At 62.4% G+C, this 20,449-nt stretch carries 21 protein-coding genes, 1 tRNA gene and 1 pseudogene; 16 read left to right on the forward strand and 7 right to left on the reverse strand.

What is annotated here, in order from left to right; translation table 11 throughout:
• Positions 1-144: pseudogene (locus tag F618_RS16285) on the forward strand (IS110 family transposase); the annotation flags it as partial.
• A gap of 36 nt (positions 145-180) precedes the next feature.
• Here the strand turns inward: F618_RS16285 and F618_RS0101435 are convergent.
• Both F618_RS0101435 and moaD read right to left on the reverse strand, forming a co-directional pair.
• Entirely contained in the window at positions 181-618 is a 438-nt protein-coding gene (locus tag F618_RS0101435) for a molybdenum cofactor biosynthesis protein MoaE (protein ID WP_018649571.1), read from the reverse strand.
• Between the two features lies 1 nt (position 619).
• On the reverse strand, positions 620-853 hold the full coding sequence (moaD, locus tag F618_RS0101440; RefSeq protein ID WP_019567564.1) for a molybdopterin converting factor subunit 1: 234 nt from the start codon (positions 851-853) through the stop codon (positions 620-622).
• A gap of 45 nt (positions 854-898) precedes the next feature.
• On the opposite strand from moaD, the gene moaC reads away from it, so the two are divergent.
• From moaC to F618_RS15245, 8 genes are all read left to right on the forward strand, one after another.
• Positions 899-1,387, forward strand: coding sequence for a cyclic pyranopterin monophosphate synthase MoaC (gene moaC, locus F618_RS0101445; protein ID WP_018938673.1), 489 nt, complete (start codon positions 899-901; stop codon positions 1,385-1,387).
• Positions 1,384-3,564 carry an AsmA family protein gene (locus F618_RS0101450; RefSeq protein ID WP_019563032.1) on the forward strand — a complete coding sequence of 727 codons (2,181 nt, stop codon included), beginning with the start codon at positions 1,384-1,386 and terminating at the stop codon, positions 3,562-3,564. The genes moaC and F618_RS0101450 overlap by 4 nt, the downstream gene beginning before the upstream one ends.
• 51 nt (positions 3,565-3,615) lie before the next feature.
• Positions 3,616-4,674: an A/G-specific adenine glycosylase gene (gene mutY, locus F618_RS0101455; RefSeq protein WP_026331108.1), complete on the forward strand. Its 1,059-nt coding sequence runs from the start codon at positions 3,616-3,618 to the stop codon at positions 4,672-4,674.
• Complete coding sequence (locus F618_RS0101460) at positions 4,658-4,933, forward strand: oxidative damage protection protein (protein ID WP_038032041.1); 276 nt, start codon at positions 4,658-4,660, stop codon at positions 4,931-4,933. The genes mutY and F618_RS0101460 overlap by 17 nt, the downstream gene beginning before the upstream one ends.
• A 111-nt stretch (positions 4,934-5,044) precedes the next feature.
• Positions 5,045-5,120: transfer RNA gene (locus F618_RS0101465), tRNA-Phe, on the forward strand.
• A gap of 169 nt (positions 5,121-5,289) precedes the next feature.
• Positions 5,290-6,438 (forward strand): integrase family protein, encoded by a 1,149-nt coding sequence (locus F618_RS0101470; RefSeq protein ID WP_019567566.1) that lies wholly within the window; start codon positions 5,290-5,292, stop codon positions 6,436-6,438.
• A gap of 189 nt (positions 6,439-6,627) precedes the next feature.
• The gene (locus F618_RS14690; protein WP_019567567.1) at positions 6,628-6,936 is read left to right on the forward strand and encodes a class I SAM-dependent methyltransferase; all 309 of its coding nucleotides are present in this window, start codon (positions 6,628-6,630) and stop codon (positions 6,934-6,936) included.
• A gap of 451 nt (positions 6,937-7,387) precedes the next feature.
• Entirely contained in the window at positions 7,388-8,152 is a 765-nt protein-coding gene (locus F618_RS15245; protein WP_081620843.1) for a hypothetical protein, read from the forward strand.
• Between the two features lie 412 nt (positions 8,153-8,564).
• Here F618_RS15245 and F618_RS0101480 read toward each other — a convergent pair whose 3' ends face one another.
• The 3 genes from F618_RS0101480 to F618_RS0101490 form a co-directional block, all read right to left on the reverse strand.
• A complete protein-coding gene (locus F618_RS0101480) occupies positions 8,565-9,533 on the reverse strand; it encodes a sensor domain-containing diguanylate cyclase (RefSeq protein ID WP_019567568.1) in 969 nt (322 codons plus the stop codon).
• Positions 9,534-9,586: 53 nt separating this feature from the next.
• On the reverse strand, positions 9,587-11,647 hold the full coding sequence (locus F618_RS0101485) for an ATP-binding protein (protein ID WP_026331109.1): 2,061 nt from the start codon (positions 11,645-11,647) through the stop codon (positions 9,587-9,589).
• 223 nt (positions 11,648-11,870) lie between these two features.
• Positions 11,871-12,059: a hypothetical protein gene (locus F618_RS0101490; RefSeq protein WP_019567570.1), complete on the reverse strand. Its 189-nt coding sequence runs from the start codon at positions 12,057-12,059 to the stop codon at positions 11,871-11,873.
• 185 nt (positions 12,060-12,244) lie between these two features.
• Here F618_RS0101490 and F618_RS0101495 point away from each other — a divergent pair, with 185 nt between their 5' ends.
• From F618_RS0101495 to F618_RS0101515, 5 genes are read left to right on the forward strand one after another with little or no spacing between them, the layout of a single operon-like run.
• Entirely contained in the window at positions 12,245-13,276 is a 1,032-nt protein-coding gene (locus F618_RS0101495) for a YafY family protein (protein ID WP_026331110.1), read from the forward strand.
• On the forward strand, positions 13,273-13,881 hold the full coding sequence (locus tag F618_RS0101500; protein ID WP_019567572.1) for a hypothetical protein: 609 nt from the start codon (positions 13,273-13,275) through the stop codon (positions 13,879-13,881). The genes F618_RS0101495 and F618_RS0101500 overlap by 4 nt, the downstream gene beginning before the upstream one ends.
• Positions 13,882-13,901: 20 nt before the next feature.
• Positions 13,902-14,603: a YajG family lipoprotein gene (locus F618_RS0101505; protein WP_019567573.1), complete on the forward strand. Its 702-nt coding sequence runs from the start codon at positions 13,902-13,904 to the stop codon at positions 14,601-14,603.
• Between the two features lie 45 nt (positions 14,604-14,648).
• A complete protein-coding gene (locus F618_RS0101510) occupies positions 14,649-15,128 on the forward strand; it encodes an NfeD family protein (RefSeq protein ID WP_018937347.1) in 480 nt (159 codons plus the stop codon).
• A 29-nt stretch (positions 15,129-15,157) separates the two neighbouring features.
• Positions 15,158-16,147 (forward strand): SPFH domain-containing protein, encoded by a 990-nt coding sequence (locus tag F618_RS0101515; RefSeq protein ID WP_018937346.1) that lies wholly within the window; start codon positions 15,158-15,160, stop codon positions 16,145-16,147.
• Positions 16,148-16,609: 462 nt separating this feature from the next.
• Here the strand turns inward: F618_RS0101515 and F618_RS15900 are convergent, their stop codons facing one another.
• The gene (locus tag F618_RS15900; RefSeq protein WP_155997968.1) at positions 16,610-16,759 is read right to left on the reverse strand and encodes a hypothetical protein; all 150 of its coding nucleotides are present in this window, start codon (positions 16,757-16,759) and stop codon (positions 16,610-16,612) included.
• A gap of 151 nt (positions 16,760-16,910) precedes the next feature.
• Between F618_RS15900 and F618_RS0101520 the strand changes: the two genes are divergently transcribed.
• The gene (locus F618_RS0101520) at positions 16,911-17,618 is read left to right on the forward strand and encodes a metallophosphoesterase (protein ID WP_081620844.1); all 708 of its coding nucleotides are present in this window, start codon (positions 16,911-16,913) and stop codon (positions 17,616-17,618) included.
• A gap of 177 nt (positions 17,619-17,795) precedes the next feature.
• Positions 17,796-18,410, forward strand: coding sequence for a DUF4124 domain-containing protein (locus F618_RS16545; RefSeq protein ID WP_369772985.1), 615 nt, complete (start codon positions 17,796-17,798; stop codon positions 18,408-18,410).
• Between the two features lie 212 nt (positions 18,411-18,622).
• Here F618_RS16545 and F618_RS0101525 read toward each other — a convergent pair whose 3' ends face one another.
• On the reverse strand, positions 18,623-20,257 hold the full coding sequence (locus F618_RS0101525) for an MBL fold metallo-hydrolase (RefSeq protein WP_019567575.1): 1,635 nt from the start codon (positions 20,255-20,257) through the stop codon (positions 18,623-18,625).
• Positions 20,258-20,449 lie beyond the last annotated feature (192 nt).

Genomic DNA, 20,449 nt, shown 5'->3' on the forward strand with positions numbered 1-20,449 from the left:
GACTACTACCAGCGCTGCCTGGACCGTGGCCTGGCGACGACCCAGGCACTGAACGCCTTGGCTCGAAAGCTGGCCCGCGTCGCCTTCGCCTTGATGAAAAATCAGACCGATTACCAACCTAAGATCCCTTGTGGAGAGACATAGAATCTCCTACAAGGGGTGCGAACAGGGCGGCGGGGTTCAGAAACCCGGGGTGTTTTTCTCCACCCAGCGGTCGGTGCCGTCGGCCAGGGTCTCGCGTTTCCAGAACGGGGCCTCGTGCTTCAGGCGTTCGAGGATGTCGCTGCAGGCGTCGCGGGCGGCGATGCGGTGGGCGGACCAGGTGGCCACCAGCACCAGGGCATCGCCGGGACGCACATCGCCGACGCGGTGGGCCACATGGCAGCCCAGCAGCGGCCAGCGCGCCTCGGCCTCGGCGACGATGCGCTCCAGCTCGCGCTCGGTCATCCCCGGATAGTGCTCCAGGAACAGGCCGGTCACGTCCTCGTCCTCGTTGAAGTCGCGCATGCGGCCGACGAACACGCTGGCCGCGCCGCGGGCGTTCGCCGGGATGGCCTGTTCGGCCTGGCGGACGACCTCCCAGGGATCGAAATCGCCGGTATAGATCTCGACCGCCACCCTAGCCCCCGGTCACCGGCGGGAAGTAGGCGACCTCGTCGCCATCGCGCACCGGGGTCTCCAGGCTTGCCTGCTCCTGGTTGACCGCGGCCATCAGGCGTTCCGGGGGGGCATCCTGGTGCAGGTGCCGCCACAGCTCGCCGACGGTCAGGCTGTCTCCGGGCAGGGCCACTTCTTCGCCCTGGCGGCCCAGTTCCTCGCGCAATCGCGCGAAATAGTGAACGCTTACGGTCATTCCGGCCCCTGTAAAGATAACTGCGAGTCAAGCATTATAGCCGGCATGAACGAATTCACTCACTTCGATGCCGAAGGCCATGCGCACATGGTCGATGTTGGCGAAAAGTCCGTCACCCATCGCGTGGCGATCGCCGAGGGCCGGATCCACATGCAGGCGGACACCCTGCAGCGCATCCGCGAAGGCCGCCATGCGAAAGGGGACGTCCTGGGTATTGCCCGCGTGGCTGGCATCATGGGGGCCAAGAAGACCGGCGACCTGATCCCGCTTTGCCACCCGATCGGACTGACCCGGGTGGCCCTGGAGCTGGAGACGGAAGACACCGCCGTGCGCGTGCAGGCCACCTGCGAGGTGCACGCCCGGACCGGGGTGGAGATGGAGGCGCTGACCGCCGTGTCCACCGCGCTGCTGACGGTCTACGACATGTGCAAGGCCGTGGACCGCGGCATGCAAATTGATGGTGTTCGCCTGCTCGAGAAACGCGGGGGCCGCAGTGGCACCTGGCGGGCCGAACCGAAAGGAGATTCCGAATGAAATGGATCAAGCGCCTGCTGGGCCTGATCGCCGTACTGATCCTGCTGGCCATCATCGTGGCCGCCTACCTGCTGATCACCTTCGATGCCAATGACTACAAGGAGCGCATCGAAGCGGAGGTGCAGGAAGCGACCGGTCGCGAGCTGACCCTCTCCGGGCCGATCGGCCTGACCCTGTTCCCCAGCCTTGGGCTGCGTCTGGAAGAGGTGCGTTTTGGCAATGCCGAGGGCTTTGGCGACGAGCCGTTCGCCGAGGTCGACGTGGTGGATGTCGCGGTGGCGGTGATGCCGCTGCTGCGCCGCGAGCTGGAGGTCCAGCGCGTGCAGGCCGACGGTGTGCGCCTGAACCTGGCACGCGACGAGCAGGGCCGCAACAACTGGGACGACCTGCTGGATCACGCGGGCGCCGCCCGCGACGAGGCCGTGGGTGCGGATGACGACGAGCGCACCACGACCGAGACGCGGCTGGCCCTGCAGCGCATCGACGTGGCCGGAATCTCCCTGACCAATACCCGGGTGCACTGGGATGATCGCGAGACCGGCATGCAGGCCACCCTGGACCCGTTCGAGCTGCAGATTGGGCGCTTCCGCCCGGGCGTCGAGACGCGGCTGGATCTGGAAGCGGTCGTGCGCGCCGAGGGCGGCGATCTGGCCGAACCCGTGGAGCTCGCGCTCGACCTCGGCGGGCTGATGAACGTCGACCTGCTCAACGAGCGCTACTCCGTGCGTCGTCTGAACGCCACCCTGGGCCTCGACGGTGGTGGCTTGCCGCGCGCCGTGGGCATGACCCTGGAAACCGATGTCGCCCTGGAAATGGCCGACGCGATGTCCCTGCGCCTGGAGCGTCTGACGCTGGGTGTCGCCGGCGTGCGCATGACCGGGTTTGCCGAGCTGTCCGAGCTGGATGGCGAGCAGCCGCAGATCCGTAGCGAGATGCGCACCAACACCTTCAACCTCAAGGACGTGTTGACGGACCTGGGAATGGACGCCCCCAAAACCAGCGATCCGGATGCCCTGGCCCGGGTTGCCCTGGACCTGTCCGCCCACGGCAGCTTCCAGGCGTTGAACATGGACCCGTTCCTGATCACCGTGGATGACGCCATGCTGAGCGGTTCCGCGGGCTGGGATGGCCGCGGCGAACGCCCGCTGATCACCTTCGATGTCTCCGGCGAGCGCCTGAATCTCGACCGCTACCTGCCGCCGGAAGTGGAAGAGGCGCGCACGGAAAACGGCAATGGCAATGGCGAAGCCGACGAGGATATCGCCATCGAGTTGCCGCTGGAGGCCCTGCGCAGCGTCGATATGGATGGCAGCGCGGCGCTGGGCCGCCTCGACGTGATGGGCATGGTCCTGCGCAACATCGAGCTGCAGATCCGCGCCGAGGCCGGTGACTGGAATATCCAGCCCCTGAATGCCGAGGCCTACGACGGCGAGCTGAGCAGCCGCCTGCGCCTGGATGCGCGCCACGATGCCCCGCGCTACGAGCTGGCAGCCGACCTGCAGGCGCTGGATATCGGGGCCCTGCTGGAAGACTTCCAGGGCGACGATGCGCGCCTGATGGGTACCGGCAACCTCGAGCTGGACATCGCCACCCGGGGCGAGCTCCTGAGCGAGCTGAAGGGTGCCCTGAACGGCTCCGGCAACATGCGCTTCGAGGATGGCGCGGTTCGCGGCATCAACGTGGCCCAGATCATCCGCCGGGCCGAGGCGCGCCTGCGCGGCGAGCAGCTGGAAGAGGAAGAGCCCAACCAGACCGATTTCAGCGAACTGACCGGCAGCTTCACCATTCGCGACGGCATCGTGCGCAACGAGGACCTGGCGGCCAGCTCGCCCTTGCTGCGGGTGAGCGGCGAAGGCCAGGCCGACCTGAACGACGACACCCTCGACTACCGCGTGAATACCACCGTGGTGGGTACGCTGGAGGGCCAGGGCGGCCGGGAACTCGACGATCTGCGCGGCGTGATGCTGCCGATCCGCATCAGCGGCACGTTCACCGACCCGAGCTTCCGTCTCGACCTGGAGGATGCCCTGCGGGACCGCTACGAGGACGAGGTCCGCGAACGCGTGCAAGAGGAAGAGGATCGTGTCCGCGAACGCCTGGACGAGGAAGAGGAACGCGCCCGCGAGCGCATCGAGCAGGAGTCCGACCGGCTCCTGGATCGCTTCCGCAGTCGCTGATCACCCGCGGTGCCCGCCCCCGGTGCGGGTGCCGCCATGGTCGATTCGCCCATGAACGCCTTCGCCGAGCGGCTGCTCGCCTGGTTCGATCGCCACGGCCGTACGGACCTGCCGTGGCAGCATCCGCGCACGCCCTACCGGGTGTGGGTCTCCGAGATCATGCTGCAGCAGACCCGGGTGGAGACCGTCGTCCCCTACTTCCTGCGCTTCATGGAGCAGTTCCCCGACGTGCAAAGCCTTGCCGCGGCCCCGCAGGACGCCGTGCTGCACCAGTGGTCGGGGCTTGGCTATTACGCCCGTGCGCGCAACCTGCACCGCGCCGCACAGGTGGTGGTCGAGGAACACGGGGGCGTGTTCCCCGCCGATCGCGAGGGCCTGGAACAACTGCCGGGCATCGGGCGCTCCACCGCCGCGGCCATCATCGCCCAGGCGCACGACGTGCCCGAGGCCATTCTGGATGGCAATGCCAAGCGCGTACTGGCCCGTCACGCGGCGATCCACGGCTGGCCGGGCAGTACCGCCGTCCAGCGCGAACTGTGGGCCGAGGCCGAGGCGCGCACCCCTGCTGCACGCTGCGCGGATTACACCCAGGCAATCATGGACCTGGGCGCCCTGCTCTGTTCTCGCAGCCGCCCCGCCTGTGAGGCCTGCCCGGTGCACGTGGACTGCGGCGCCGCGCAGCAGGGCCTGACCGGCACGCTGCCTTCGCCCCGGCCGCGCCGCGATCTGCCCACACGCACGCGCTGGGCCGCCTGTCTGCGGGCACCGGAGGGTATCGCCTTGATCCAGCGCGAACAGGACGGCATCTGGGGCGGGCTCTACAGCCTGCCCGAGGCCGAAACCGCCGAGGCCCTGGAAGACTGGGTGCTCGTCCAGTGGCCCGGTGCCACCCCGTCCGGTGCCGATCACGGGCTCCAGCACAGCTTCAGCCACTACCGCCTGGATCTGCGCATTCGGCCCTTCGACCTCCCGGCTGGCGCGTGTGGGATCATGGAAGGGAGCAGGGTGATTTGGTATAAACCCGGCACATCACGGGCGGTCGGCATCCCGGCCCCCATCCAGCGTTATCTGCACGACGACAAGGATCCCGGCAATGGCACGAACCGTTAACTGCGTGAAGCTCGGCAAAGAGGCGGACGGGCTCGACTTCCCGCCCTATCCCGGCGAGATGGGCAAAAAGATCTACCTGAACGTGTCCAAGGAGGCCTGGCAGGCCTGGCTGAGCCACCAGACCATGCTGATCAACGAATACCGCCTGACCCCGGTCGACCCCAAGGCGCGCAAGTTCCTCGAAGAGGAAATGGAGAAGTTCCTGTTCGGCGACGGCTCGGAAAAGCCGGAAGGTTTTGTCGACCCGAACGCCTCCTGAGTCGCAGTTTTCCGCGGCTCGTATCGATCTGGCAGCCCCGCGCGCTTGACGTGGGGCCGCCGGACGGCTTTAATACCGCCCTTCGTCCACAGGACGATTCCCCCGAAGTATGGCCGGGTAGCTCAGTCGGTAGAGCAGGGGATTGAAAATCCCCGTGTCGGCGGTTCGATTCCGTCCCCGGCCACCAGAATTTGCAGCCGAATCAATAGCTTAACCGCTATTCGTTGATTCGGCTTTTTCATTTTTGGGTACCGGTAAGTCGTTGAAATACGCTGACATACGCTAGCGTACGCCACGGTTCTCCCCCTGGATTCCCCCTCATAAATACCTCTATTGGCTCAACCATGGAGGTATTTATGTCCAAGAAAAACAGAAACGTACGATTCACGGACGCTGAAAAGCGCGCTCTTTTGCCCGGTCAGGAAATGACTGATGGGGAGGTTATCTGGCGCAAGCTGGCGGAAGGCACAGGTACCTGGCGGTATGACTTCCGGATGCAGGGTAGGCGGTACAAGGGCTCGCTGGGCCGGGAAAAGGATGGCGTGACCCTCAGCCAGGCTCGTGACGAACTAAAGCGGGTTCGTGCCAAGGCAACCCTGGAGTCTCCCAAGGCGTCGGCAGGCTACGGCTTGCAGAAGTGCCCTTTCGACGTTTCGGCTGAGGATTTTCTACGTTGGAGTGCGGTTAGCCATCAGGATTATCGGCACAACCGTGGGCGGATGGATAATTACCTGATTCCTCACTTCGGTGATCAGCCGATCGGAGATATTTCCCCCGGGGACGTCGAGTCCTTCCGTTCGGACCTGTCCAACCAAGGGCTAGGACGGGCAACCGTGAAGCGGATTATTAGCCTGTTATCCAACGTCTTCGAGCATGCGCGCCAGTCTGATCCTGCGATTCCGAACCCGACGCGTGAACTGAGGCCACTCCGGCCCCGTCCCGATCACGTCGACGTATTCTCCGAGCGAGATGTGGAAAAGCTGCTGGATCCTGGGACCCATCCGGACGTACGGGATCGCGCCATGGTTGCATTGGCACGGTTTGCGGGTCTTCGCGCATCTGAGGTGCTTGGCCTAGCTTGGGACGATGTGGATCTGAAAAGCTGTTCCATACAGGTTCGTCAAACCGTCGTGGACGGGAAGCTTGTATCAACGACCAAGAGCGGCAAGGCTCGCAGCGTCCCGATTAGCAAACGCTTGTTTCCGGTCTTGGAGCAGCTCCATCAGAATCGATCGGACGATGGATGGTTGTTCCCAGGAAAGAATTCCGCTAAACCCATGCATCAAGTGCAGCACGTATTCAGAAGGATGAAACAGCGGGCAGGTTTGGATAACGGCTCAACGTTTCATTCACTCAGGCATCGCTTCGCTACGAGCGCGTTAGAGAATGGCGCGACCGTGCACGTGTTGCAGGATTGGCTGGGGCATAGTTCCATCCAGATGACCGAGCGCTATGTGCACGTCAGCGGTCTACACCGACAGGATATGGCAGCCTTACTGACCTGACGCACTCGCGCCCCATGCCACCGGAAATGTGCGATGGACCGCGCCTTTCCGAAACCTCGAATACAGGGCGTTGAAGTGTGGACCTTGGGATTCCCGGGCCAGCCGATCCGGCTGGCGACCGGCCCGTAGGCTCTTCGACATGACGGGAGCATCCACTCTCCATCCTTCCGCGTTTCGTTGGGGCACTAGATGAGCGATTTCTACTCCTACCACGCCGACGGGTTCTTCGCCGAGTACCAGGCACTGGCGTTCGAGGAGGTGCACGCAGCCTGGTGTGGCCTCCTGCCCGAGAGTCCGGCTTTTGCCCTGGACGTCGGGGCGGGCAGTGGGCGAGATGCCGCTGCACTCGCCGATCATGGCTGGGAGGTGTTGGCGGTTGAGCCGTCCGTTGGCCTCAGGGCCAAAGGCGAGTCCTTTACGCAGGCTCGAGGTCTGTCGGTGCAGTGGGTCGAGGACCAGCGGTGTTTCGCCCGTGACGTTTTTGGCACCGTCGGTTGAATCGACGTATCCGCCGATCACGTCGAGATAGACACCATGCTCGTCGAGTACGAACGAGATGTCCGGCAGCACCCGAAACAGGGTGAGGAGCTGGGGCCGTTCCCTGTACACGGCTTCATGGGCGGCGCGGGAGATTGGAGAGGAATCAGGGTCCACGGAGGTGATGCTCCTTGGGTAGTACGTCCATGAGGCGGCAAAAGATAAGTAAAAAACTAATATAGTGTCATCCCCGTTCCGCCGGTTTCCGCCGCGATCCTAAGATGCAACGGCCAGGCGACAGAAAACGACGCGTGAGCGCGCGACACTTAAGGCGAGTCAAGTTGGAGGGAGGGGGTTGAGAGTGTAGCTGCAACCGCGGTTCCGGAGGATATCCTGCCGAGCCTAGACTGCCTGCAGATCGATCCGTTAGTTCGGTATATTTGTTCGAGAATTAGGAAAGGAGCGCGTTTCAATGTTTTCAGATTTTGTGTGTCAGGCGATTGGTTATTACGTGTACCGTCTTGTGGATCCGAGAAATGGCGAAACATTCTATGTCGGGCGTGGGCAGGGGAATCGCGTTTTTCAGCACGCCAAAGGGGAAATTCTATCGGGGGATGATGAAAGCGGGGAAATGGACCCAAAGCGAAGTACGATTGAGGCCATTAGAAATGCGGGCCTTGATGTAATCCATATAATCCATCGGCATGATATGCCGACGCTCGAAGCGGTAAGTGAGGTGGAAGCGGCGGTGATTGATGCGTACCCAGGGCTGACGAATGTGCAAGGTGGAGCGGGGAGCGGCGATCGTGGGCCTATGAATGCGCAAGAGGTAGTCGATAAATATGACCTACCAGAACTCGCGGTTCTTCCGGAAGATCGGCTAGTATTGATTAATATCAATGCAATTGAGAACCGCTCATCAGTAGAGCATATATATGATCAAGTGCGCTATGCGTGGCGGATTGACGCACGACGTGCATCGAAAGCCAAGCATGTGCTGGCGGTGGTTCGTGGTGTTGTAGTGGGGGCTTTCACGAATGACGAATGGCTGGAAGCGAAGAAGGAGAATTTCCCGGATCTAATAGTACCGAGAGAGGATTTTCAAGGCCGATACGGGTTTGTGGGGAAACCCGCGGAGGCAGAAGACTGGGAGCGTTTTGTGGGGCAACGGGGTAGGCGCATCGTGCAGGGCGAGTTAAAGCACGTTCAGAATCCGATCCGGTATTGGAACGTCTGACGGAAGACGGTAAAAGGGATTCGGTTTGCCGGCCCAGTGTTGGCTGGCAACCCCGCCCGCGGTCTCGGGTTCACCGTGACATCGTTTGATCCGGTCGCTGACAGGTCTTGAGTCCGGGCTCGAGCCCGTCTGTGCGCGGGACCAGAAAAACCGGTCTATAGTGGGGTCGGACCAGGCTAACGCACGGAAAACGCGGAGAAAAACGCTGGAATAAGGCCCAAGTGAGGGTTTAACGTAACAACTTGTCTTCAAATGGCCATTCCAGCGAGGGAAGCCATGCCGCGAGCCAATCGCGATCACTTGCCGGAGGCAGGTGTGGCATGTCACGCATCGCTGCCACAAGCAGGAGTTCCTGCAGAAGTTTGCCCGAGACCGCAGCCTCTGGCTGTACCAGGTGCGCCGGCGCTACGGGCTATGTGCCCCCCATTTTTAGTCGGTTACGACCGCACGATTTGGCCGCGGACAAAGCGTTGTCGGCACGTTGCAGAAGGCCTTCGAACCCCTCGTTTTCTACGTGTGTGGCGGCCCCAACCGAAACGGTCATCCTGTGCTCGGGCGGCATTCCCGGTACGTCGAGGGTCGGTATCACCTCGACTACGCGGGTACCGAGTCGCTCTACACCCACCTGGTCGGTTTCGGGTAGGAGAATCACGAATTCCTCGCCCCCGATGCGACCCATGAGATCGGTGTCGCGAAGCAGGTCCAAACAGCCCTGTGTGAACTGGCGCAGGGCCTCATCACCCTGGGCGTGACCGTACCGGCTGTTGATCGTCTTGAAGTGGTCGATGTCCAGGATGAGCAGCGAAAGCGGGCGGTGGTGGCGGTGAGCCCGTTCGATTTCATGCTTGGCCTGCTCGAAGAGGGCCCGCCGGTTGGCGATGCCGGTCAGGGGGTCGGTGTAGGCGATCTCGCGCCAGTATTGCTCGAGTTGTTTGCGGGGCGTGATATTGACGGCGACCCAGAGAACCACTGGCTTTGGGTGATCGTAGCTCGGCAGCGGCAAGGCCCGGCCCTCGAACCACTGTTCGGTCTGGTGGTGATCGGTATCCCGAACGGATGGAGGAAGCAGTGTCACATCAGCAACGCGTAGTTGATATTCCAGCGTTTGCATCTCCCCGGTGTGGAGGGCTTGCTGCACGTGGGTCAAGCATGCCTCGGCGACCGCTGGAGGAAGGGCATCTGCGAGCGTATAGCCTTCCAGCGACTTGCCGCTCGCGTACATCGCCTCATTGGCCCCGCCGATGACCTTCACGTACAGGCCGTCTTCGTCGAGCACGAAGGAGATGTCGGGTAGTGCCTTCAGGAGCGTGAGGAGTTGATCCCTTTCTGCCTTCAGGGCGGCAATAGTGCCAGCTTGTGTCGACTCTTGAATGTCATCCATGTGGCGCTCCTTGGCCTCTGCAATCCGTGCGACTACGTGTTGGCGGTCTTGGGTCAGGCGAAGCCTGCGCGGCGTGCGCCCGTACCAGGCTTGATGCGATGCTCGCCGACCAGGCCGTTGGCCAGTGCCTGCAAGGTGAGGCCTGCGCGAGGCGTGCCCCGGCGCGAGTGGCCTCGCACCACTGTCGCGAAGTCGCCGGGAGTGAGGCCGTCGAGTCGGCGCACGACCGCGTGAGCGGTATCGAGTGCGGCGCGATCGTCTGCATCGCTTGGCTGCAGTCGCGAGACAAGCTGATCGAAGAGCTGTGCGCGCTGCTGTTGATTCAATGCGCGCAGTTCCAGCTTGTGGTCGAAGCGACGCAGGGCGGCCGGGTCCAGGGCCTCGAGGAAGTTGGTGGCGCATACGAGGATGCCCTCGAAGGCCTCGATCTGGACCAGCAGTTCGTTGGTTCGTGTGGTCTCCCAGGACTGGCGGGCCTGCGACCGATCCGTCAGGAAGCTGTCGGCCTCGTCCAGCAACAACACCGCACGTTCCTTGCGAGCTTCCCGAAAGGCCCGGGCCAGGTTCTTCTCGGTCATCCCCACGTACGGCGAGATCAGTTCCGAGGCGGTGCGCTTGCGCAACGGGCGGTCGGCTTGTTCGGCCAGGTGATGAGCCAGTGCCGTCTTGCCGGTGCCTGGCGGGCCATAGGCCAGTAGGGTGCCTTGCCCACCCGCGATCAGGTCTTCGATAACCGTCTCGACCGGGGTGTCGGTATTGAGGTATTCGAGGCCATAGTCCAGTGCATCAAGTCCGCGGGGCGTGGTTAGTGGCGGGCGCCCCTGGAGTTCGGCCTGCTGGTTCAGGTGATCGGCCATGATCGATTCCGGCGCATCCCGGCCATTGCGCAGGAGCCGTGCCACACGTGCGGCGCGGCGGATCTCGGCGGGGGTCAGGGCCTCGGTCCCGGCCGTGTGGTCCAGCCAGGCTTCGGTCACGTCGAGGCCTTCGCAGGCGCGCGCCAGGAGTGCGCGGCGGACTGAACGGGGCGGGTGGCCCACCTCAAGCGCGTAATCGAAGCGACGCAGATAAGCCGGATCCAGTTGATCAGGATGGTTGGTGATCCAGATCGCCGGTACGGCGTTCTCCTCCAGCATCTGGTTGGTCCAGGCCTTGCCGCCGATTTTCGGGCGACGGCCGCCGCCGAACAGCGCCGCGAACGGGTCGCGCCCGAACACATCCTCGATTTCGTCGAAGACGATCAGGGCATCATCAGCGCGGCGCAGCAGGTACTGACAGAGCTGGTAGGCCCGTTGCCGGTGGTGGGGTTCCATGGGGGCACCTTCGGCGTCTTCATGGTTCACTTCCCGTGTGTGTAGCTCGGTCTCCTGGGCGATGCGCCGCGCGATCTGGGTCTTCCCGGTGCCCGGGGGTCCGTACAGCAGGATGTTGACGCCCTGGACGCCGTCCGCAATGGCCTGGAGAAGAAGCGCCTTGAGCCGTTCAATGTCCGATTGAAGGTGCGGTAGGGGAAGTTGGTCCTCCTCGGGAGCCGGCATGTCGCGGAAGAACCCCGTGAAGATGCGATCCGGGGAGTCCATCGTGCCGGAAAGTTCGGAAGCGAGACCGCGCAGCAAATCGAACCCAAGATCGTTGCCCAACAACGTGCCGCACGTGTCCAGCTCGACGAGACCGGAACGAACCAGGGTCTCGCGTGATGCGAGGGCAGCGCGGATCTCGCGTTCGGGCCGCCGCAGGGCAAACGCCAGCACCCCCTCCGGGGACAGGTCACAGGCCTCGCGAACTTCGGGCAGCAGCGTGGAAAATTCGCGGTTGGAGGCATTGACGGTGAGGAGCTCCAGGATCTCGCGTTCCGTGCTGTTCAGGCCCAGCGGTTCGCCAAGGATCCGGACGTTCTGCGCGATCGGGTGATCTCGCAGGCGCGGTGCGTCGGATTCGAATGCTTGAAGCCGTTCCTGCACTGCCCGCTCCAGAGCGAGCTCGTCGTGTTCCCGTTCTTCGTCGTCGAGGAGTATGCCCAGTCCCTCCAGCGAGTGGCGGTTCAACAACTTGTCCAGCTTGCCGCTTGCGTCCTGCGGCAAGGCCGCTGCGAGGACCCGTAGAATCCACAGCATGCGGATGCCGCTCAGTGCCCCCGCGCGGGATAGGCGGCTGGAGCGCATCCGATGTTTGCGAAGTCGACGGCGATGGCTCATGGGCATGTGGAGCTCCTGGTGTCAGTGGCATTCCAGCTTCACACAGGAGGGCGACAGCTTTTGACGCATAGCAAATTTAGAAAGTCCGTACTCCTCCCTCGAAAGGGGGCCTCGTACTGCATGCGGAACGCGCGTTACCGCATCAGTCACGGATCTCGTAGAGCAGCACGCCTCGAGTATCGCGGACCTGCCGTTGGCCCAGGGCGCCTTCGGTGATGTAGCCCTTGCGGTTCCCGTCGGCGTCATAGATGGAGGGCTTCCCGAATCCGGCAGGCACCGTCGCGGCGCACCCTGCCAACAGGCATGCGATTCCGATCACGATCCATCTCATGGCGATCTCCTGCTCCGGTGATGATTCGGACAGTCTGGCGCTTTTGTGCGACATGACCTGACGCCCCGATGTGATGTACTGGGAGGAACGACAGGGCAGGGGTCCGGTTTGCCATGAGGACGGTGTGGGATATGGTAGGGGCAAATGCGCCGCCATTTAACGGGCCGCGCGACAAGGGAGAAGGGATGCCGGAAGGGCAAGGAATGCGCGCGACGTTGCAGCGCCGGATGTTGTTGCTGGGAATGATCCCGCGGCGCCCGAGGCGGCTTAGCGCCCCGGATCTCAAGGAGCGGCTCGCCTATCGCGGGATCGAGGTGTCGCTGCGCACGGTCGAACGCGATGTTGAGAATCTCTCCTCGTTCCTGCCGTTGGTCTGCGACGACCGCGAACGCCCCTACGGCTGGTACTGGTCCGACGAGGCGCCGCTGCAGGATGTCCCGGCGATGGATCCGGAAACGGCCCTGACGCTGCAGATCCTGCATGCACACTCCGCCCAACTGCTGCCGCCTTCGGCCCGGGCGCGACTCAAGCCACAGGTTGCCCGCGCCCGGGAAGTACTGGATTCCGCCGGCGAGGCCTCCGGTCTGAGCCTGTGGCCCGAGCGGGTTCGCATCCTGTCCAACGGACCGCCGCTGAACCCGCCCGAGATGCCGGACGGGGTGTTCGCGGTCCTGCAGCAGGGCCTGCTGGAACGCCGCTGCCTCGATATCACCTACCGTTCCCGCTCGAAGGGACAGGTCAAGGACCACCGGATCCATCCGCTGGGACTCGTGTTTCGCGAACCGGTTATCTACTTTCTGGCCACGATGGAACCGCACCAGGATGTCGTGCATCTGGCGGCCCACCGTATCGAGGCCGCGGCCCTGACCGATCAGCCCGCCCGCGATCCCGAGGGCGGATTCGACCTCGACCAGATCATCCGCGACGGCGCCTTCGACTATCCCGAGGGTGATGCCATCCCCCTGGAAATGCGCGTCAATGGGGATCTTGCCTACCACCTCCACGAGGCGCGCCTGGCTGAAGACCAGCTCATTGAGCGGGGTCCCGACGGCACCTCGCGTGTGACGGCCACCGTGCGCGACACCGCCCGGCTCAAGTGGTGGCTGCTGGGGCTGGGTGCAGGCGTCGAGGTCGTTGGGCCCCCGTCACTGCGCGACGCCATTGCCCAGGAATTGGAATCCGCCCGTCTGGCCTACCGCACGAAGGATCCCGCATGAGGGCCTTCCGTGCATTGCGCAACAGCTGGGCGTGCTTGTCCGGTCGCAAGCGCCTGGCAACGCGCGAGGACATTCGGGCATGGACCGTGGGCAATCTGTTGCTGGAGCTTCCGCGGTGCACCCGCCGCGTTCGGCTTCTGTCACCCCAGCAGGGGCAGTCAGCCGGCGGCTGTGAATGGATTGTTTCCGCCCGCGACCTGGAGCACTGGCTGGAAGAACGTGACCCGCCTGTGGTCGCGGCAAGACCGGACGGGCCTCGTCGGGCCTTTCGGTTATGGCTGCAGGCCGCGGACGATCGTGTCGATGCCATCACCGATCTCCCGGACGCGTTTCGGTCCGAACTGCGCGGCCGGTTCACGCAAATGGTTTCGGCGATCGCGGGAGAACTTCGCTGTGTGCGATGCGATGACGTCGTGACGGGCCTGGAAGAGGTGTGCGGCGACAAAACCCACGACGGGGCCTTCACCGTCTGGGCGACGCAGACCCGATGTGTGCGAGGGCATGACCTGTTCAGCGAGGCGCACGCGACCGAGCTTTATTTCGGGGGACGGACGAGTCGTGACTCGGCCTCTCCATCAAGTCGCAGGCAACAGGCTAGGGCCTGAACGAAACAGGGGAAGAGATAGTGATCAGCGGAAAACTGGCAGGGCTGATGTTGGGCGGCATGTTCCTGGTCGGGTGCACCACGACGCCAGTCAGCCTGGATCCTGCCCAGAGCAGTGACACGGTTAGCGTCGGTTCGGCGAATGTCGAGATGGGTTCCGTTACGGACAGCCGGCAACACGGCTCGAACTGGCTGGGGGCCATTCGGGGCGGTTTCGGGAATCCCCTGCAGACGCTCGAGACCGAAGAGCCGGTGTCCGAGGTGGTCCGCAGCCAGTTCAATACGGGACTTGAACAGCGGGGAATGCTCGCGGAAGAGGGTGAGGGAGCGTTCATCCTGGAAGTCGACATCGAGCAACTGGATTCGAATCAGATGATGCGCCGAGAGGCGCATTCGAGACTGGATGTCACCTTGGTCGAACGTGGCTCTCGCCACATCGCGTATGAAAATTCCGTTCGGTCAAGCAATGTCGAGGGGGGCGCAGGCGGCGGCATTTTTGCGTCCATCGAGAAGCTGGAAGAACTCCTGACGCGGACTCTGTGGGAGACGATCGACGAGGCATTGGACGACGAACGTCTGCACCGGGCCATCGCCGAAGGGCCCTCGGAAACTCAATCCTCCAGCGAGCTGGAGGCGGATCTCGAAGCACTGCGCCGCCTTCGGGATCGGGGCGTCTTATCCGAAGAAGAATATCGTGAGCGTGTACTGCAGTTGGTGGACTGATAGGGCGCGCGGTTTGCCTCGGCCATAAAAAGGAGGGCGAGTGAAATGGAGTTGCTGACGGGGCTTGGGGGCGTCGACCTCTGGCAAATCTGGCTGGTCGTCGCACTGGTGATCCTGATCCTGGACCTGCTGCTCCTGGGTGGGCTCATGTCCGGTGGCGGCGGGATTACCCTGATCGTCGCCGGCGGGGCCTTTGGAGCGGCCGTGGCCGCGGCCTTCGGCGCGGATCTGTCCGGCCAGGTGGTCGGGGGCGTGGCCGGGATGATCGTGATGGCGGCCTTCGTGTTCTGGATCGGCCGGCACTGGGTTCGCGGGGATGACGGCAATCTCCGGACCCAGGATATCCGCGTGGGGCGGGAGATCCTGATCGTCGAGGAGCAAGGGGGGCGTTTTGGTGTGACCTTCCTCGGGGATTTCTATCCAGCCCGTCCGGAAACCGGTGACGAGTCACTGGCTATCGGGGATCGCGTGCGCGTGGTCCGTTTCGAAGGGATCACCGCCGTGGTGACCCCACACTCGCAGTAGCGCACTGACGCGCAAAGGAAGTCTCTGAAATGGAAGGACTCGTAACCTTTATTGTTCTGGCGATTCTCGTCGGCATTTTCCTCAGTATGGGGATTACCATGGTGCCCCAGCGCCGGGCAGTTGTGATCGAGCGTCTGGGTAAGTTCCACCGGGTTCTGAACCCCGGCCTTAATCTGGTCATCCCGTTTATCGATCAGCCTCGGCCGATCACGATCCTCCAGTTCAAGGGAACCGAAAAGATTGTTCGAACCGATACGAAGATCGATATGCGGGAAATACTGCTCGATTTTCCCGATCAATCGGTGGTCACCAAGGACAACGTGGGCGTCACCATCGATGGGGTGATTTATTACCAGATCATGGATCCGCAATCCGCCGTGTATGGCGCGGAAAACCTCGTGCTTGCCATCCAGACGCTCGCCCAGACCACGCTTCGCTCTGAGATCGGCAAGATGGACTTGGACGATATCTTCGAAAACCGGGAAACCATCAACAAGCAAATGGCGGTTGTGATGGACGAGGCTGGACAGAAGTGGGGGCTCAAGGTGAATCGCGTGGAGATCCGGGATATTTCCATGCCGGAAGACATTGTCCAGGCGATGAACCAGCAGATGGTCGCCGAGCGCACTCGCCGAGCCACGGTTCGTGAGGCTGAGGGTTACAAGGAAGCGGAGATCCGTCGCGCTGAGGGTGACCGGGACGCAGCGATTGCCCGGGCCGAGGGCGATAAACAGGAATCGGTCCTGCGCGCCGAGGGCGAGAAGGAGGCCATTCAGCTCATTATCGCGAGTCTGGGCGATCACCCCGAGGGCCCGAAGGCCGGCGTCAATTACCTGATCGCCCAGCGCTACATCGGCATGTTGCCGGATCTCGCGAAAGATGGGGATCGCGTCTTTGTGCCGATGGAGGGAACCGCCCTGCTTTCATCACTCGGTGGCATGCGCGACCTGTTCGGACCCGGGGCCGTGGGTTCTGTGGATGCCGTTGGCAGCCAAGTTTCGGCGCCGGGCGGAAACTAAGGCTTCATGAGGCGGCGTACGGCCGTCAGACTGGATGGCCGTTCGACGGCCGGTTGTGGGGCGTATAGCCCCTCAAGCGGTGCCCGGGTCGATGCCTGTCAGTGTCTCGATCGGGCGGTCGGCCTCTCCGTAAACCGGCTCTTGCGCATCTCGGCCTCCTTTGGCTTTGGAGTCCTCTTTGGCCAGGCAAACCCTGCATGAAAGAGATCCGTTCGGTTTGTTTGCCCGGGCAAACTCCGCAGGGGGAAAAGGCGAGGCCGCACGACTCAGAAAGGTCCAGGGCTGCAAGTTTGCCCGGGCAAAATGATGCGCGGTATGGAGCCTGACCTCGACGTCTCGCACCGGGTATCGTGGTCCGACCCGGGGCGGGGTAAGGGACGTGAATCGAGGCGGCTGGGGCTGGTGTCTCGCTATGGGTGCGCAGCGGTGTTCTGTGCGCGGCATGGGGTCAGACCTTGCCTTTTACCCCTGCTCTGCACCGAGATCACGCGTCCTCGCGGACTCCGGCGGACGGCGTTGCTCGTCGAGATGATCTTCTAGCAGATCTTGACTGGTTTCGCGGGTGGGGGCTTCGAGAGCATATTGGAAGGCAACTTTTTGCAGGCTATTCATGAGTCCTGCGTCGTTGAGTTTCTTCGACGACACTCGCGGCCCAAGTATGGGCCTTCTCGTAAGTGCCCGCGTTCACGGGCGACAGCAACCCGCCTGCCACCCCGGTCCGCTAGCATAAAGGGCATTACCTCATTCTTGGGTGGCTTTATCTATGTCCGATCCGTATTTAGTGGTGGTAGGCGACCCGCACGGAAGGGTCGCCGAACTATGCAGGCAAATCGCTGAGCAACATCCCACAGCCAGTGCTGTGATCTTTCTGGGCGACCTGACCCTAGATCAGCCACTAACCGACGCTATCTCGGAACTGCCGGATTCGATGGAGGTCGCCTTCATCCCCGGCAACCATGACTATGACCGACCGGACTACTACGACTACATGATGGCCAGCGGCCGCGCTGTAAATTTGGATGGTGTTGTGGTGACGATGGGTGGTATGCGTCTGGCGGGGCTTGGTGGTCATTTTCAGGGCAAGATATGGTACCCGCCTGAGCCTCCCCGCTTCCAGTCTCGAGAAGTCTACGAAGCATCGCTTGGCCCCGTTAAGAAGTCGGGTGTACCGGACACTTGGCGTGAAGGCACTCCACTACGAGTGCTCGGGGCCATCTGGTCGGAGGATGTGGACCGCTTGGCACAGGAGAGTGCTGATATCCTTTTTTCCCACGAAGCACCTTCAACCCATCGGCACGGTTTTGAGGAACTCGACCGCGTTGCTTCCTGCCTTGGAGTGTCTCGTCTCGTGCATGGGCACCAGCACGAAAGCTACGAAGCCTTCATCGGTGACGGCTTGCTCGTGATTGGTCTTGGGCTGGCGGAGATCCGCGCGGTCACGATATGTCCATTGTGTTCGGCGGCACGCTGACGCCTGATGATGGAGGGGGCATGAGCAGGACCTGGGGTCGGCGGGAAAACTTAGTGGGGCCCGTGTGGCGTAATCCTCTGCCCGCATGGTTTCGTCGCGCAGGCGCGCGGATAGTATCGAGGTGATGATGTGAACCGAATTCCGAAACTAGTTCTCGTGGTCATCGTCTTGTTGGTGATGGTGTCCACAGGTGAAGCGCGCGATATTTACCGTTGCACCGATGCGGATGGCGGGACAACGTTGTCCGATAGGCCCTGTGCAGGAACTCCTAGTGGGACGCTTAGGCTGAATCCAGATGCAAATGTGCTCGATGGATCCAATGAGCGGCGACTTCGGGCTGAGCAGGATTTGCGCGAAAGGCTGGAAGAACGGGAGCGTCGGGCAGCGACTCAGCGCGGGCCAACAGGGCGAACGGTGGGTAACGAGTGCTCTTCGATGGAGATCCTTGATTATTCAACGTACGAGCGGGAGAAATTAGAGGGCGGTTTTGTGACCGGTAACGTAGACCCTGGCGGTTTCGTCTCTGGGACTGTGAGCGGGGGCGAGGTGAGAAAGAATCGATGTGTGAGGGTTCAGTTTCGACTTAAGGGCCAGGGTGGCCGGATCAATAACCAGCGTTACATGCGTGAATTGGCGTCTAATTTTGTTGCGGTTTTCTCCAACGGAGTGAGGCGCGAGGGACAGCGTGCCCAAGTGGCCACGCCGGGTCGCATCCATTTTGGCGAACCTCATTCGGGTAGGGTTTGCTTCGGCGTAAGTGATTTTGAGATTACGGACCTCGTCTGTAAGTAATGGTGAGGTTTGGTTGGGCCGTAAAGGCTTTCTACCGTTTCGCAGGCGATACGCCTGCGGCTCATTGAGCCAATGCTTGCGCATCCGCTTAGGACGGGCTTGCTCAGGTGATCCTGTGGTCGCGATTCCGTTGGGCACCTGATGGGGTAAGCGATCATCCCCCTGCGCGTGTGGCGCAAGGGGATGTCCTTGATAGAGGATGGCTGACCATGCTAGCGCTGAGGGCCCAGAGGTATCCAGCCGGAGGAATCCTCGGGCCTATCAGTCTCGATCGAAAGGCCATGCTCGTCGGCTTTGCTTAGGATGGCCTTGGATAGAGCTTTTCGGGCTCGGTCGTCCCCATGCTGGATGAAGACCTTGGTGGCCATCGTTTGGCGCTTTCCGCTGCCTCGAGGGAAGTCGTGGACCACCCAGTCGACCAACTCCGCTTGGTCAGCATGGGCGGAGTATCCCGATAGAGTGGATATGGATGCCTTGATTTCGCGCCGCGGAAGCGAAGGGCCGGGCTGCTTCCAGCAGAGTTTGTCTCGAAGTTTACGCCTTTCAGAATTTGGGATAGGCGCGAGTTCTTGCAGGCTGTTGCCGATGGATCCGGGAGCGCAGTAGCCCGTCAGGGCGATTTCATTGTCGGCTGATGTGAGTAGTGCTGGAAGCCAGCGGACAGCAGGGCCACCGTCGCACATGCCCGAGCTCATCACGACGACGCGTGGACCCGCCTGAACAGTCACGATTTCGCTTCCGTCTTTCTTTGCTGACTTAAAGAGGGGGCGCCATTGCGCGGAGATTGCGTTGCCCGGTGGGTCGGTGGGGGCATGCGCTTCCGGCGCCGTGGAGAGCGCCTGGTTGCAGAGCTGGTGGGCGTGATCAAAATGGTCCGGATCGTCTTTGTCGAGTCCAAGATCCCGGAACACCTGCTTGCCAAGCCAAAGAGGGCGAACCTTGCCGTTGTTTCCCTGGGGCTCCACTTTCCCGAGGGCCTCCACGGTGAGGTCGTTGATGCTTTTCGCGAGGGGCGAATCCAGGATGAAGGACATCCCTGTGTAACGCGCTGGATCACTGGCCACTACGAAGTGGATGTCGAAAAGGACATCTTGTGTGCGTCCCGTGCTGAATGCAGGGATTGCGAGCGTGCCGCCCTGCTCCATTGCGCGATCCATCGCCGCCGCGAGGCGGTCTCTGCGCTTGGCAGGGTCCATGTCGTTGGGAGAACGGACGCGGTCTCCGTAGGTGGATTCAACCACCGCAAAATCAGCCGGGTTTGGGTGCATCAGGTGCCGTGTAAAGGGCGGGGCTTCTCGGTCTTCAGTGCCCGGGCCGATATCGCCTGAGAATACGATGCTGGTCTGCTCGGATTTCGGGTCGCCCCAGACTACCGTCGCGCTGACGGCTCCCAGGATATGCCCGCTTCGGAAAAACCGGATAAACAGGTCGTCCGCAACGGGGTGGTAGTGGCCGAACTTCGTTTCTCCGTTTGGCGTGTGGAACTGGATGCGATCCAAATCGTCCGGCTCGAACGGAGTGCCCGGTAGGTTCGCTGCGTCGCACAGGAGCAATTTCGCCAGCTCCTTGGTTTCTTGGGTGCAGTAGACGCGTCCTTTGAACCCGCGTTTGTAGAGTTCGGGGATCAGTCCGCAATGGTCCACATGGGCGTGGGTCAGTATGACGAACCCGAGTTCTTTGGGGTCAAAGGGCCATTCGTTGCCGGCATTCCACTGCTCCGCGGTGGGCTCACCTTGCTGCATGCCGCAGTCCACGAGGAAGTTCCATCGGCGGACTTCGTCCCGCATCCAAGCGCATGAGCCGGTAACTTTTCCCAGGGGGCCGACGAATCGAATTTGCATGGTCATTGTGATCTCCTTGGTTTTTGCGTTTATCGCCCAGCCAGATTGAGGCGGGCCCGCTCGCGGAGCAATGAACGTGCAACGAAGTGCACCGGTGCGCTATGGCGATGCCGAGGCGGATGGCCTTATGCTGGCCCATTCCAAACGGCAGGCGGGCTATGACGGGCCTTGAGGAATTGCTACGGGCGGCCAAATACA

Source organism: Thioalkalivibrio sp. ALMg13-2 (assembly GCF_000381185.1).
In the GTDB taxonomy this organism is placed as follows: domain Bacteria; phylum Pseudomonadota; class Gammaproteobacteria; order Ectothiorhodospirales; family Ectothiorhodospiraceae; genus Thioalkalivibrio; species Thioalkalivibrio versutus.

What these genes read in the sequence shown, in the direction of transcription:
- F618_RS14690 (WP_019567567.1), top strand. Translation starts at nt 6,628, where the DNA reads ATGAGCGATTTCTACTCCTACCACGCCGACGGGTTCTTCGCCGAGTAC.
- F618_RS0101515 (WP_018937346.1), top strand. Translation starts at nt 15,158, where the DNA reads ATGGAAGGACTCGTAACCTTTATTGTTCTGGCGATTCTCGTCGGCATT.
- moaC (WP_018938673.1), top strand. Translation starts at nt 899, where the DNA reads ATGAACGAATTCACTCACTTCGATGCCGAAGGCCATGCGCACATGGTC.
- F618_RS0101500 (WP_019567572.1), top strand. Translation starts at nt 13,273, where the DNA reads ATGAGGGCCTTCCGTGCATTGCGCAACAGCTGGGCGTGCTTGTCCGGT.
- F618_RS0101490 (WP_019567570.1), bottom strand. Translation starts at nt 12,059, where the DNA reads ATGAGATGGATCGTGATCGGAATCGCATGCCTGTTGGCAGGGTGCGCC.
- F618_RS0101485 (WP_026331109.1), bottom strand. Translation starts at nt 11,647, where the DNA reads ATGCTGTGGATTCTACGGGTCCTCGCAGCGGCCTTGCCGCAGGACGCA.
- F618_RS0101480 (WP_019567568.1), bottom strand. Translation starts at nt 9,533, where the DNA reads ATGGATGACATTCAAGAGTCGACACAAGCTGGCACTATTGCCGCCCTG.
- F618_RS0101470 (WP_019567566.1), top strand. Translation starts at nt 5,290, where the DNA reads ATGTCCAAGAAAAACAGAAACGTACGATTCACGGACGCTGAAAAGCGC.
- moaD (WP_019567564.1), bottom strand. Translation starts at nt 853, where the DNA reads ATGACCGTAAGCGTTCACTATTTCGCGCGATTGCGCGAGGAACTGGGC.
- F618_RS16545 (WP_369772985.1), top strand. Translation starts at nt 17,796, where the DNA reads ATGGTGTCCACAGGTGAAGCGCGCGATATTTACCGTTGCACCGATGCG.
- mutY (WP_026331108.1), top strand. Translation starts at nt 3,616, where the DNA reads ATGAACGCCTTCGCCGAGCGGCTGCTCGCCTGGTTCGATCGCCACGGC.
- F618_RS15900 (WP_155997968.1), bottom strand. Translation starts at nt 16,759, where the DNA reads ATGAATAGCCTGCAAAAAGTTGCCTTCCAATATGCTCTCGAAGCCCCC.
- F618_RS0101450 (WP_019563032.1), top strand. Translation starts at nt 1,384, where the DNA reads ATGAAATGGATCAAGCGCCTGCTGGGCCTGATCGCCGTACTGATCCTG.
- F618_RS0101495 (WP_026331110.1), top strand. Translation starts at nt 12,245, where the DNA reads ATGCCGGAAGGGCAAGGAATGCGCGCGACGTTGCAGCGCCGGATGTTG.
- F618_RS0101460 (WP_038032041.1), top strand. Translation starts at nt 4,658, where the DNA reads ATGGCACGAACCGTTAACTGCGTGAAGCTCGGCAAAGAGGCGGACGGG.
- F618_RS15245 (WP_081620843.1), top strand. Translation starts at nt 7,388, where the DNA reads ATGTTTTCAGATTTTGTGTGTCAGGCGATTGGTTATTACGTGTACCGT.
- F618_RS0101520 (WP_081620844.1), top strand. Translation starts at nt 16,911, where the DNA reads ATGTCCGATCCGTATTTAGTGGTGGTAGGCGACCCGCACGGAAGGGTC.
- F618_RS0101510 (WP_018937347.1), top strand. Translation starts at nt 14,649, where the DNA reads ATGGAGTTGCTGACGGGGCTTGGGGGCGTCGACCTCTGGCAAATCTGG.
- F618_RS0101525 (WP_019567575.1), bottom strand. Translation starts at nt 20,257, where the DNA reads ATGACCATGCAAATTCGATTCGTCGGCCCCCTGGGAAAAGTTACCGGC.